The 13,779-nt window shown below is 28.3% G+C and carries 14 protein-coding genes; 3 read left to right on the forward strand and 11 right to left on the reverse strand.

Annotation, left to right across the window (positions count from 1 at the left end; translation table 11 throughout):
* Positions 1–36: 36 nt before the first annotated feature.
* The 4 genes from CURI_RS12820 to CURI_RS12835 form a co-directional block, all read right to left on the reverse strand.
* Positions 37–669, reverse strand: coding sequence for a DUF1847 domain-containing protein (locus tag CURI_RS12820; protein ID WP_014968694.1), 633 nt, complete (start codon positions 667–669; stop codon positions 37–39).
* Positions 670–717: 48 nt separating this feature from the next.
* Complete coding sequence (locus tag CURI_RS12825; protein ID WP_014968695.1) at positions 718–1,470, reverse strand: amino acid ABC transporter ATP-binding protein; 753 nt, start codon at positions 1,468–1,470, stop codon at positions 718–720.
* A gap of 87 nt (positions 1,471–1,557) precedes the next feature.
* Complete coding sequence (locus CURI_RS12830; RefSeq protein ID WP_014968696.1) at positions 1,558–2,223, reverse strand: amino acid ABC transporter permease; 666 nt, start codon at positions 2,221–2,223, stop codon at positions 1,558–1,560.
* A 20-nt stretch (positions 2,224–2,243) separates the two neighbouring features.
* Entirely contained in the window at positions 2,244–3,104 is an 861-nt protein-coding gene (locus CURI_RS12835) for a transporter substrate-binding domain-containing protein (RefSeq protein ID WP_014968697.1), read from the reverse strand.
* Between the two features lie 454 nt (positions 3,105–3,558).
* On the opposite strand from CURI_RS12835, the gene CURI_RS12840 reads away from it, so the two are divergent.
* Positions 3,559–4,152: a hypothetical protein gene (locus tag CURI_RS12840; RefSeq protein ID WP_014968698.1), complete on the forward strand. Its 594-nt coding sequence runs from the start codon at positions 3,559–3,561 to the stop codon at positions 4,150–4,152.
* Between the two features lie 77 nt (positions 4,153–4,229).
* Here CURI_RS12840 and CURI_RS12845 read toward each other — a convergent pair whose 3' ends face one another.
* Positions 4,230–4,523, reverse strand: coding sequence for a hypothetical protein (locus CURI_RS12845; RefSeq protein WP_041701823.1), 294 nt, complete (start codon positions 4,521–4,523; stop codon positions 4,230–4,232).
* Between the two features lie 251 nt (positions 4,524–4,774).
* On the opposite strand from CURI_RS12845, the gene CURI_RS15105 reads away from it, so the two are divergent.
* Complete coding sequence (locus tag CURI_RS15105; RefSeq protein ID WP_014968699.1) at positions 4,775–6,163, forward strand: L,D-transpeptidase; 1,389 nt, start codon at positions 4,775–4,777, stop codon at positions 6,161–6,163.
* A gap of 90 nt (positions 6,164–6,253) precedes the next feature.
* Here CURI_RS15105 and CURI_RS12855 read toward each other — a convergent pair whose 3' ends face one another.
* Both CURI_RS12855 and CURI_RS12860 read right to left on the reverse strand, forming a co-directional pair.
* Positions 6,254–6,712, reverse strand: a complete 459-nt coding sequence (locus CURI_RS12855; protein ID WP_014968700.1) for a chemotaxis protein CheX — start codon at positions 6,710–6,712, stop codon at positions 6,254–6,256.
* Positions 6,709–7,167, reverse strand: coding sequence for a bacteriohemerythrin (locus CURI_RS12860; RefSeq protein WP_228370430.1), 459 nt, complete (start codon positions 7,165–7,167; stop codon positions 6,709–6,711). The genes CURI_RS12855 and CURI_RS12860 overlap by 4 nt, the downstream gene beginning before the upstream one ends.
* 276 nt (positions 7,168–7,443) lie before the next feature.
* Between CURI_RS12860 and CURI_RS15475 the strand changes: the two genes are divergently transcribed.
* Entirely contained in the window at positions 7,444–8,127 is a 684-nt protein-coding gene (locus tag CURI_RS15475) for a stalk domain-containing protein (RefSeq protein ID WP_014968702.1), read from the forward strand.
* A 214-nt stretch (positions 8,128–8,341) separates the two neighbouring features.
* On the opposite strand, the gene CURI_RS12870 is transcribed toward CURI_RS15475, so the two are convergent.
* From CURI_RS12870 to CURI_RS12885, 4 genes are all read right to left on the reverse strand, one after another.
* Positions 8,342–9,178 (reverse strand): polysaccharide deacetylase family protein, encoded by an 837-nt coding sequence (locus CURI_RS12870; protein ID WP_041701824.1) that lies wholly within the window; start codon positions 9,176–9,178, stop codon positions 8,342–8,344.
* On the reverse strand, positions 9,156–10,148 hold the full coding sequence (locus CURI_RS12875; protein ID WP_081580451.1) for an acyltransferase family protein: 993 nt from the start codon (positions 10,146–10,148) through the stop codon (positions 9,156–9,158). The genes CURI_RS12870 and CURI_RS12875 overlap by 23 nt, the downstream gene beginning before the upstream one ends.
* 94 nt (positions 10,149–10,242) lie before the next feature.
* Positions 10,243–10,932, reverse strand: a complete 690-nt coding sequence (locus CURI_RS12880; RefSeq protein ID WP_014968705.1) for a response regulator transcription factor — start codon at positions 10,930–10,932, stop codon at positions 10,243–10,245.
* A gap of 230 nt (positions 10,933–11,162) precedes the next feature.
* Positions 11,163–13,772 (reverse strand): ABC transporter permease, encoded by a 2,610-nt coding sequence (locus tag CURI_RS12885; protein WP_014968706.1) that lies wholly within the window; start codon positions 13,770–13,772, stop codon positions 11,163–11,165.
* Positions 13,773–13,779: the final 7 nt, after the last annotated feature.

Consider the following 13,779-nt stretch of genomic DNA (forward strand, 5'->3'; position numbering starts at 1 on the left):
TAGTTTGTCCTATTTTTATTCTTCATGCCTAATCTATTACAATAACTTATTATAGTAACTATTTGATGTATAAATTGCTGCCGCTGGATTATGACCTGTTACCCTGTCTTTAGTTATCAGTGTAGTTGTAATTCCTGTTGCGTACTTATAGAATAAGCTGTCATGACCTACACATAATCCTACAACTACATTTAAGTCTGTTTCATTTTTATTTAATATCTTTGCCTGCATAATTGGATTACATATATGCTCTGCTTTTTTTCTAATGTATTCTGAGTCAATTCCAATTTTAGTTTTATCTATAGCACCAACCTTGCAACCTACACCATAAACTTCAAAACCATTTTTCTTTAGTATTCTTGCAAATATCCTACTTTCATTGATTAGTCCTACACAAGTTGCAATACCTATTTTTTTTGCATTAATTTGTCTTGCAAATTCCATTATTTCCTCTACTCTTGTGTATCTACCATAAAATGCACCTTCAATCTTAGCAGAGACTATAGCTATTTTATGAGTTTCTTCATCATTAGAGTATAGGTCTATTACTTCTTCTAGTTCCTCTTGATTCAGATTTGTTGTCAAGCAAAACTCTGGATACTCCTCGTCAATCTTGTTACAGCTTACTAATCCACAATCTGTACATGTTTTAGGTGTTTTTAAAGACATATTTTCACTTCCTTTAATTCTATATTTATAGTGAGTTATAGCTAATTTTTAGTTACTATGTGAATTTTCACTTATCACTTTACTCAAAAACTGCATAGTTCTAGGATTCTTAGGATAATTAAATATTTCTTCTGGAGTACCTTGCTCTACAATTCTTCCGTCATCCATAAATATAACTTTATCTGCGACATTCTTAGCAAAGTTCATCTCGTGAGTTACTATTATCATTGTTATATCCTTTTGTGCTAGCTTTTTAATAACATCTAATACCTCTCCTACAAGTTCAGGATCTAATGCTGATGTTGGTTCGTCAAATAGCATAACATCTGGTTCTACTGCCATAGCCCTGCCTATACCTACCCTTTGCTGTTGTCCTCCTGAAAGTTTAGAAGGATAAATATCTGCTTTATCTTCTAATCCAACGGTCTTTAAAATATCCATAGCTTTTTCTATAGCAGATTTTTTATTAATTTTCTTCACAATCAACAAGTGCTCTAGTATATTTTCTAAAGCAGTTTTATTTTTAAAGAGATTGTATGTTTGAAATACCATAGAAGTTTTTCCTCTTATTTCATACATCTCCTTTTTAGTTATCTTTTCAACTTCTACTTCTATATCTTTGATTCTTATTTTTCCACTATCAGGTATCTCTAAAAAGTTAATGCATCTTAATAGTGTAGACTTTCCAGTTCCAGATGGACCGATAATTGCAACAACTTCACCCTTTTTCACTTCTAAATTTACATCTTTTAAGACCTTTGAATCTTTAAAGCTTTTATTTAAACAATTAATTTCTATCATGTTTATACACCTTCTGTTTAAAAAATATATTCGAATATACTATTATTCACTGTTTACAATCTTATAATTTCTAGGGTGTTTTGGTAGCTATCTTTCCTTGTCTAATTTTAATTCCAATTTTCTTTGAAAATAACCAAGTACACTAGTTAAAACCCAATATATTAAGATAATATTTACATAAGCTTCTAAATACTTGAAGCTGGATGTAGCCTCTAGCTGAGCTGATGCTGTAATTTCGGTTACACCTATTGTAAATGCAATAGATGAATCTTTTATCAGATTTATAAATGTATTTGATAACGCCGGTATTGCTATTTTGAAAGCTTGAGGAAATACTATTCTCGTCATAGCTTGTACGTAGTTCATGCCAATTGATAAGCTAGCCTCCATCTGTCCTTTATCTACAGATGAGATACTTCCTCTTAAAACTTCAGCCATATAAGCTGCTGAATTCATCCCCATTATGATTAATGCTGCATTAAATGGCTGTAATTTTGTCACTGCTGGTATAACTTGTGCAAGTCCAAAATATAATAAAAATAATTGTGCAATAAGAGGTGTTCCTCTAAAGAAAGAAATATATATTTTAAAAAACTTTCTTAAAAAAGGGACTCTTGCATCTATAATAAGAGTAATGATTATAGCACTAACTAGTCCTATAGTCATTGCTGATACTGATAAAGCTAAAGTCACTTTAACGTACTTCATCATGATGAATATTAATTTAAAGGCAAACTCAAAGTCAAATTTCATTATAAAAGCCCACCATCATATTAGTTAATAGGTTTAGTAGTAGTATCTATACTAAACCACTTTTCTGAAAGTTTCTTAAGAGTACCATCTTCATGCATTTCTTTTATAGTTTTGCTTATTTCCTCCTGAAGCTTTTTACTATCATCATTCTTTAGAAAAGGATAAGCATTTATTTCATAAAACGGTTTTATCCCCATCATCTTTAAATTTAAATTACCTTCTTCTATAGTAGATAGTGTTTTTATTTCTCCTTGCCAACTTGCGTCTAATCTTCCAAGAGCTACTTCAGATTCAATTGGAACTCCATCATAAGTTTTTATGTTAAGATTTAATTTTTCTTTTTCATTTATATCTCTAATAGTTTTTTCCCCATTTCCACCTAACCAACAACCCACTGTTTTTCCTTTCAAATCTTCTATTGTTTTTAATGAGCTGTCTTTTTTAACTGCGAAATCATAATAGCTATATGCATATGGTTCAGAAAAATAATATTTTTCTAATCTGTCATCTGTTATTGACATTTGGTGTGCTATGGTAGTTATTTGACCTGCATCTAGCATTCCTACTAAACCGCTAAATTTTGATATCTGAAATCCTATTGAATAGTCATTTCTAGTAGCAATCTCATTCCATATATCTATTTCAAATCCATGTAATTCATTGTCTTTTTGGAATGCCCATGGATAATACGATGCTGACGTCCCTACTATTATGTTTTTCTTTAAATCAGATTTATTAGCCTCATCATTTTTATTATTATCTGTTTTCTCTATATTTTTGCTAGATTGTTCTACTTTATTATCAGATTGGCAAGCTAATAATAGAGTAGAGATAATTAAAGTTAAAGCTATAAGTAAAATACCTCTTTTATTTAGTTTCATTTCATAATCCTCCTTTTATTTTTATAACCCTTCAATTCTTTTTATTTTTTATATTATAAGTTGATAAACATCACTCAATCTCCTTTCGGGTAAAACTTGTCCTTTCTCAAGAATAGTTATAATAATCCAATATATTATCATTAAAGATAGCTATACCTTAAAACATTTAATTTTTTAAAGTTCTAGTTTGCATGCACCACTTTTTATTACAAATTCTAATGATGAACCTTTAACTATATATCCGTTATATCAGCTATAGAGTATCAACTTTTATCGATATTTGTCAAATTAATAAATTCTATACATTTTAACCATGTTATAGATATTATAAATTCTAATTATGTATATTTTCCAGTTAACTTTATATACTTGATTATCTAAAATTCAACTTTATTCAGTAATCATGGTATAATTATATTCGTTACATATTACAATTAATTTTTGGAGGTAGATTATGAAAGTTTTTATACTCGGAAATGAATTTGATGTATATCCTAGCCAAGATATACTAGTAGAGTTGGAAGGTATAGTAAGAGACTGCACTATTGGAACAAATTATAGTTTTAGTCATATGGTAATTGATGGACATGATGTGTATGACCATAGAGCTCATATAATGGATAATATGTCTGACATAAAACAAATAGAAATAGTTGTTGAAACTGAAAAAGGTTTAATTAAGAGTACCTTATTCTCTGTTAAAGGTGATATTGATAATATTATCAGTATGTCAAAACAACTTTCAGAAGATTTTTCTAAAAATACAGATAGAAATGCATTTATGGACATGATTCCTTTGTTCGGGAATATTAATTTAGTATTTACAGCATTTAATAATATAGAGACTGATGAAAACTTAAATGATAAAATTTCTAATTATGAAGCTTGGAATGAGTATGCAAAAGAAGTATATAGCTTAAGTGAAACTATAAAGTCGCTTCAAGGTGTAATGGCTGAAAATGATGTTTTAGCTATATCAAAATCTTTAGTTTCTGATCTTATACCTGTACTTGAAAACATGAACGAGAAAATTTCAAACTTACTATAAATCCATAAGTTGAATAGCATAAATGGCAAAGAATAACCTAAAAGCTTAGTTACTCTTTGCCATTTATATCTTATATATTATTCTTTCTTTTCAGCTTCCTTATCTTTATCATCATCTTCTACTTTCTCTGAATCTACGTCTTCAGACTCTGAGCTATTCTCTACATCTGTGCTAGTTTCTTCTTGCTTTGTTTCCTCTTTAGAATCATCTGACTTTTCTGTATCATCAGTTCCTGTTTCTTCAGTCTCTGTCTCTTGACTTTCCACTTGAGGACTTGCACTCTCATCACTTTCCTTACTACATCCGTATAGTCCAACAGATGCAAATAGAGTACTCGCTAATATAAGAGACATTACTTTCTTTTTGTTCAACAAAACCACTCCTTCAAATTGTTAAATTTATTAATGATATTACTATATATATCTTAGTGCGTGATTAAATATTCCTTACTTTTTCATAAATCTTTAACATCTTAATTCTTTAATAAAACTTTGGGTAATTATTTAATATATTCTTCATATAATGAAATAGGATTTGATTTAATTTATATAACAGACTATTTTTTCTTATATAAATTAGTAATTTATATAAGAAAAGATATAAATTAAGGAGGAAGATTTTTATGAATAACTTAAAAAAGAGAATATCAGTAACATTAGCGACTTGTTTAGCATTTTTAATATTTAACGATTCTAAACTATACGCTTCTGAAGAAAGTAGTAATAGTGGACATGTTTCCGTTGATCAACAGGTTCCCGCAGGTGAATTGCCATTAGATACTCTAAAAGCTTCAAATGAAGAAGTAGAGCCACAAGAAAATTTTGTACAACCATTGAAACCTAATGAATTTAATGTTAATTTTATAGAAAATGGGTTTTATTTTAATATAGCAGAAAAGAAAGTTACTGTTTATGACAGTAGTACTACAGTTTCTGCTGAAAGTGAAGGAACTGTTAGTAAATATTACTTCTATGAAAAGTTTATATTATTAGGAGATAAAGTCAGCTTATCAACTCATCAATATAATCTACTTGTAAATAATATTGAAAGTGAATATGCAAAAAAGCTATCATATGTAGAGCCCAACAATACACTAAACGACAATGAATTTAACGTTAATTTTGTAGAAAATGGATTTAACTTTGATGTGAATGGAAAGAGAGTTAATGTAGTTTACGGCAATAATATTGTTTCTATTAACAGTGATAATAAAACTATTGACTATTATTTTTCTGAAAAGTTTATGTTAGAAGGAAATAAAGTTACTTTGTCTAATTATCAATATAATTTACTTGTAAATAATATTGAAAGCAGTCATGCTAGAAGAATAAGAATTGGAACTGCTATCGGAAGACCAGAGACCAAAAATTATACTACAATATACTCTGATACAAACTTAACTCAACGCTTAACTACTGTAAATAAAGGGAATTCAATTAGAATTATAAATTCTGTTTTAGATGGAAAATTTAAAGTTTTAACTCCTGATGGAAGAGAAGGATTTGCAGATACTAGGGCAATTCGTATATTAGGAGATAATATACCTCCAAATATCTCTCAATTTGACCTTACTACTGATTATATAGTAACAATATCACAAGATAATCAAAACTTAAAAGTATATTTAAAAAATGCAGATGGTACTTATGGCTTAATCAAACATTCTAAAGCATCAACTGGATTAGTAAATACGCCTACACCAAATGGTATATTTACTATTAAACAATATAGAGCTCCTTGGTTTTATGCAAATAGTAGTAGAACATCTGGTGCAAAGCATTTTGTACAATTTAGAGGTGATCATCTTATTCATAGCATAGTTTTTAATTCTCCGAATTCAATTAATCAAGCTTCAATAACTCAACTTGGAAGTAAAGCTTCTGCTGGCTGTGTAAGAATTCCTTTGAACGATGCTAAATGGTTCTATGACTATGTTTCTGGAGGTTCACTATTAATAATTGATAATGGTGAAATTGATTTAAGTAAGATTCGTGCTAATAAAAACTTATAAAATGATATAAAAAGTAAAACTCTATTCTATTTTAATTTCTTTCATAATTCCAATAGAATAGAGTTCTTATTTTTGTAAGGCAAGTTATTATCACTCTGCTAAGAATATATTTACATCAAATTCACCAATAGATGTCTTTAGGGGTATTAGTATAGCTTTATTGTCAGACATAGATATTGACTTATATTCACCTAGAATTATTTGAGGTGGTGTAATATCGCAAGTGCAGCTATAACTGTTTAGGTCTATTAGCGCATTTCCACCAACGATATTTACTACTTCACCTATGGCTGAAGACACAAATTTGTCTATCTCATCCATATCCATTCCTGACATTATCTTAACCATTTCTAGAGTCATATCTTTAGTAAAGCTAAAAAAAACTGTACCTTTTAAATCCCCTGTAACACCTAGCATAACATTTGCATCTTTACCACTTATCATTTCATCTGCAACTTGTAATTCTCCTCTTTCTACATCTAAATCAAGCATTAGTTTAAATATATCTTGGATAGCCTTGTAAAAGGAGTTTATGTACTCTACTTTCATTGTACTTCCCCTCCTTTACTTTTTACGTATTCTCCTATTTTCTGATCCATTCTTCCTACATGCATAATCAACCATGTCATAAGCTTTGCACTAAGTTCTTGTATTTTTTCTTGTGTAAACCCTCCTTGTTCCAGAAGTTTAACATAATCATTAATGCCTTGCTTAAATTCAGCATGAATCTTTTTATGATTCTCAATATCTGGATATCCAATTTCCTCTTGATAAGCTTCCTCATCATTAAAATGATATACAACATAGTCTTGTAAAAACTCCATGGTCTCTTTAACTCTATCTAGCTTATCATCCCAGTTATCCTCATTTTGAACAATTTGAATAAAAGTTGATAGGCGATTAAACAATTCTTTGTGCTGCTCATCAATTAAATCTACACCCACTCTGTATTTATCTTTCCACATAATTTTTATACCTACTTTCTCTATTGATAATTTCTTCATATTAATCTATTGATACCCAGGTTTATAGATTTAAATAGAATATTCTTTATTTATTAATAAAGGTAATTTAATATTAATAATTAACTTTTGTATGTAATGAAATGTAATAAAAACGACACCGTTTTTTGTAAAATTTGTCACTTACTCATAAATTATTTATGCTATAATTACTTTGAATAATATATGGTGAGTATGAGATAGTTAACTAATATACCACTATATGAGATCAGACAATATTTAATTCATTATAAAATTTAATACATAAGGATGGTTGAAATGAAAAATAGAATATTAAAGAAAAGTTTTAGTTTAGCAATCGCAAGTATAATCTCTATTTCATCTGGAGGGTTAGCATATGCCTCTAATAATATTAATCTCAATTTTAATGGTCAAGGATATGTGCCTCCGTCAAATACTAAAGTTGAAGATGGTCATATAATGATTCCACTTAAATGGATAGCTGAACAACTAGGGGCTAAAGTATCTTGGGATAATGAAAATAAAACTGTTGATATTAAAGTTCCAGAAAGCCGTATATTACAATCTCAAATAAATAGTTTTATGTATGGACTTGAACCAAGAACACCTAAAGAAGCAGTTGATACTTGGCTTAAAGGAGTAAAAAGTCGTAGTGGATCAATTCAATATGCTATGCTTTCGACTAACTTACAAGAGAAAACATATGATAAGTTTAATGAAGGATATTGGAATACAGGAGGATCAAGTCCATGGATTGATGATATTGTATTCCTAAAAGAAGAAAATATAAATGATGCGAAAGTTGAATACACAATAGAATATAATTTAAAATCTTCAGCTGGAATTGAAGGTAAGGGTGAAAAAGTTATCACAATTGAGAAAAATCCTGAAGAATATAGTTCTAACTGGTATATAACTGAAATTAAGTCTAAGGAAAATAACTGTGAGATGTATACTCCTGCAGAAACTATAATTAAATAGCATTTTTTAAGATATCTTTATATTTTAATAATGGTGTTGCTACATACAATGGAACTCAAATTAATATATTGTATGTAGTAACACCATTTCTTATATAAGTTAATATTTAAATACTTATTAAACTTCTTTAACATAAATTAACTCATAGATATATATTTCTAAAAACTATATCTATAAAATACATTTTTATATACTTAATAAGTATCTTATATAATTACTTGTCCAATAATTCTTTAAGTTTCTTATGTGAAGGTACATTTATTCTTTTTAAATGATAAAGTTCATCAGTTATATCGGCATATTTACTCTTCGTAGTTAAAGTAACTTTAAAGTTCATATCTTTTAATACTTCCTCATTCGTATCATTATATTTACCATATGGATATGCAAAAACATATGAATCACAACCTATGTTTTCTTTTATGGCTTTTACAATGTTTTCTGTATCTTTAGAAAATCTATCATGATGTTGTTCTTTAGTTTCACCAGACTTTGGTAATGCACCTTCCCCGTGATCACTACTTTCCTTATAATAATGAAGGTTATAAGTATGTGGCTGTATTTCTACCAATCCACTTTCATACATCTCCTTTCCCTCTCCCCAAGAAAAGTAAGAGTATCTCGGATCATTATTGTAGTTAGCTATACCTAGTCTTGATCCAACTACAAATATAGTTGCCTTCATGTTCTTTTCTTTAAGTATCGGATAAGCATATTTATAATTGTTATAATATCCATCATCGAATGTTATAATTATGGGTCTATCTGGAAGTTTTCTTCTACCCTCTTTATAATCTATTAATTCTTTAAAAGATATACTTGTATAGCCATTTTCTTTTATATAGTCCATATCTTCTTTAAATCTTTTGTCTGTTATTGTTATTAGATTGTTTTTACTTTCGTCATTTACAACATGATGATACATTAATATGGGTATAATCGCTCTACTTGTGCTACTTACCTTATAACTTTCCGTAAACATGTTTTTTCCATATATGAATAGTACAATGCATACTATTATACCCATACTATATATTAAGTTCTTTTTCACTTTGCTTTCTCATCCTCTCATTTACTAAAGCATTTAATTGGCTCATCAGAATCCTACCCATATTTACCAATAAGATACTTACAACTAAAGTTAGAATAAACACTATTCCCAATGATTCAGTTCCTATTATCGATTTTAGGAAATATATAACAAAAAGATGTACTAAATAAACCCCAAAGCTTCTTTGCCCTATATAAGACAATCTATTTTTATCTTTTACTTTATTTTTATAAAAATATGATATGATTAAAGACGTAATTCCTATAGCAAGAGGAAATAAGCTAGATTTATTATACATATATCCTACTGTATCTGTTATAAAAGGAATTAGTAACCCTACTAATGTAACTACTGCGGATACAATTATAGATCTAGTAGGATTTTCTCTCATGTAGTTAAATATACTTTTTCTTTCATTTACTAACATTCCTAATGCGACAAATCCCCAATACTTTCCTGGATTGAGTCCACTGTAGAACACTAGTTTTATCCCGTACGATTTCTGTATCTCATAAGCTAAACATATAATAAAGTTACTTATCATCATAAACCATATAAAATTTACCCTTAAACTTTCTTTAAGCTTATATAATAATGGGATAAACGTTGCAAAAATCATATAATGAATTACAAAATATAGATGCACAGCAGTTTCCCCTAAAAGAACATCTGTTAATGTAAATTCTTTCTCTCTAACTTTTAAAAAATATAAACCATACATAGTAGAGAACATTACAAAAGGTAAATATACTTTAGTTATCTTGTTTACAAAATTTGATACCCACGGTTTCTGAGCAGTCCTCTCCATATAATATCCTTGAATCATAAAAAAGCATGGAACTGCCCATCTACTTATTTCTCCTATTAAAATATCAATTTTTCCTTTTCCCCTGAAAACATGTACTAAAATAACTGTGACTATAGCTATACCTTTTAGTATATCTACTATCTCATTTCTTTTTTTTCCTATATGTCATACCCCCATAAATAAAATAATTATTTTAGATACAAGTTAATATTACCATATTATCATTTTTTTATCATTAAATAGTTATTTTCACTTTTTAATTACTAACACACTTTTCAGTCCAAATATAGCCCATACCTCTAACAGTCTTTATATATTCAGGTTTTGAAGGATCATCCTCTATTTTTTCTCTTAACCTTCTTATATTTACTGCAACAGTATTTTGATCTATAAACTTTCCATCTATATCCCATAGTTCTGTTAATAATTGTTCTTTAGTTATTATTTGTTGATTGTTAAGTAGTAGATATCTTATGAGTTTTAATTCAGTTCTACTTAATAATATATCTTCCCCATTTTTGGTTAACTTCATATCTTGAGGATAAAAAGATATGTCATCAGAAGTTACTTTTCTATTCTGTTTTACTGTATTTCTTCTTAATCTTGCATTTATCTTAGATATTAAAACCATAAGACTAAATGGCTTAGTTATATAATCATCTCCACCTATATCAAGTCCTGCCACTATATCTATTTCTTCATCACAAGCAGTTAAAAATATAATTATTACTTCGCTAGTTTTTCTTATTTCTCTACAAAGATCAAGACCATTTCCATCTGGAAGTCCTACGTCTAGTATTATTAAATCTATATCTTGACTATAAAATATTTCTTTTGCTTCTTTTATATTTTCAGCTCTAAAAACTCTAAAATTTTCTCTTTCTAACTTAAAGCTAATTCCTCGATTTAAAGATTTATCATCTTCTACTAATAAAATAGTTTCCATATATCCACCTCTTAAATATTAAAATACTTGATAGATACATTATAGCAAATTTTGGGGAACTTAAATATCACATAAAAGGAAACCACTATGAGCAGCTTCCTTTTAACTTAATCTTCTTTCTATTTAAATAAATTATTTTAATTAATTGTTAAGCCTATATAATACTAACACATATACCTTACAATCATCTTAAATAATCCTTACACTTTTGTAAGGCAGATATTTTTATACTATTCCACAATTCTTATAGCTTCCGTAATCTCTATCTTATTAACTTGTCTCATAGGTTTTATAGTTGCAATATATCCTATAAGTAAATTCACTAATATAACTATTAAATAAGGTTTTGGATCTATAAAAAATTCCCCTAAAGTTAGCCAATCTTTATAATAAGCATAGTATATGTACACTCCAAACTGTATGATGATTGAAAGTGTACAAGAAAATATTGCAGAAATACCTCCATAGGTTACTCCTTCAAACCTTATCATTCTTCTAAATTGATTATTTGTAAGACCTATTGCTTTCATAATACCATGCTCCCTAATTCTAGATACTAGATTATAGTTAATATTGTTAAATATGCTTAGTCCACTTATTATTATTAAAACTATAATAGTAGAGTTTTTCAAAATATTATACTGTACTTCTGCTTTCTTAGCTTCTTCTCCTAAACCTGTATAATCAGACATCCAAGTATCATAAAAAAGTTCCGACATATCTTGAATCTTTTTATTTAAATATTCATAATTGGCATCATCTTCTATGTCTATACTTACTACTCTATATCTATCTATACCTGAAAATGTTTTAAACATATCTTCTGATATTATTATAGTTGGACTACCACTTAAATGACTATGTTCCAAATCTTTATAACTTATGTTATCACTGCTAATTATTCCTGCTATCTCAAACTCTTTATCTGTATAATATTGTTTATATTTCTCATATTGACCTGCCATTGCCCAATTATCTAAAGATTTTTCATATCCACCTTTAGGAATGCTTATTTTAATTTTATCTCCTAGTTTCAAATTAAATACATCACCTAACTCTTCTCTAGTATAATTCCCATTTTCATCTATATAAGCTCTTGGCATAACTAAAATGGCTAAAGGCTCTTTTTTCATATTATTTATATTTAAATTTCCCTTTAACCGTTTTTTTAAATCTTCAAGATCACTATCTGATAATCCTAATACATTATTATTGATTATTATCTCATCTTCACTATCTCCTTTGAATATATACCTATACTCAATATCAGTTAAGTTTCTCGCTCTATGGTCTAAGTGCTCTATATAATTTAGTCCATATGGATTGTTTACATAATCTTTATTAATTTTAAATTTAGAGTACAGCACTTGCTTAGCATATACTTGCTTTACTCCCTCTAGCTTTTTTAGCTCTTCTATCTGATCTTTGCTATAACCATTTTTAATAGGTACACTTGGATTTAAGTGTAGTATGAAGTCATATGACATAGACTTGTCCATAGTCTTTCTATAATTAAAGTCTCTGGTCCATAATTCATATTCGAATGATTGGTATGTGAATAACACACATCCTATCGACATTGCTGATATAGTTAATATAAATGACTTTTTATTTCTCATTATATTCTTATATGATATTTTTTTAGGTATTCCTAATACCTTTTCTATGAATCCCTCTTTATGTTTAACTTTTAATTTATTATCTTGTGTAGATTTCGTTATAGCTTCTACAGGTGATACTCTAAGTGCTAATAGTGTACCCCTGATTCCAGCTACAGATATAGCTATAAATGAAGTTATACTCGATAATCCAATAGAAAAAGTAGATATTACGATAATATTTAGATTTGTGTTTCCCTCTGTAAATAATTGTGTTGTACTTCCTTTAAATAAGTTTACCGAGATAAAACTTAGTATGACCCCTATAGTTATTCCTATAGTATATATAATCAATATTTCTATAAGCATAATATATATAATATCTTTAGACGTTGATCCTATAGCCCTCATTACTCCATATTCTTGAATCCTTTTCAATACAGAAATACTATACAGACTATATATGACCATACCTCCTGTAACCATAAGGATTAAAGAAGTTTTAACCAAGTCCCAATCTATAGAATATAGCTGACCTATAGAGTCTAGTAACATTGTATTTAACTTCATATCTTTTTTATCTTTTATTCCAATCTCTTTAGCTAATTTGTTTATCTCATCTCTTATATTTAAATCTTCTTCAAACTCCACGAATGAGTATATATAATTTTTATTGGGCAAATTTTCTTCTATAAATGCTACATATCCTTCAAGCTCCTTTCCGGCTTTTGATTTCTCCCTATCTTCTACTATTCCTACCAGTCTATATTCTTCTTCTCTATCTTTAATCGAAATTTTTATCACTTGTCCTAATTTTTCAGGAAGTTTTAGTCTTTTTAATACCCACTTCTCTAATGCTATTTCATTGACTCCTATAGGATACTTTCCATCTAATAACTCAGTATTATCCATATATAACATACTTTCATCTGATGAAAGTAAATTTATAGAGATTCTATTTTGAAATATTCCTTCATTATAGTAACTACTATTTCCTACAGTCTTTACATTCTTATTATCGTTTATCTTTTTTACTTGTTCTAAATTGAGATTATTATACCTAACATGCTGTACACCTATAGTTTTCTTAAAGTATTCAGCATTTGACTTTCTCGCACTTTCCGATAGTGACCCAACTGTCACTATCAGAAAACTACTTAAAGCTATTGCTAATATCATTGCTATTGATCTTTTCTTATAGCTAGTTATATATCTTAAAGCTAATTTTATATATACACTCAAAGCTCTC

The organism is Gottschalkia acidurici 9a (genome assembly GCF_000299355.1).
Classification (GTDB): Bacteria; Bacillota; Clostridia; order Tissierellales; family Gottschalkiaceae; genus Gottschalkia; species Gottschalkia acidurici.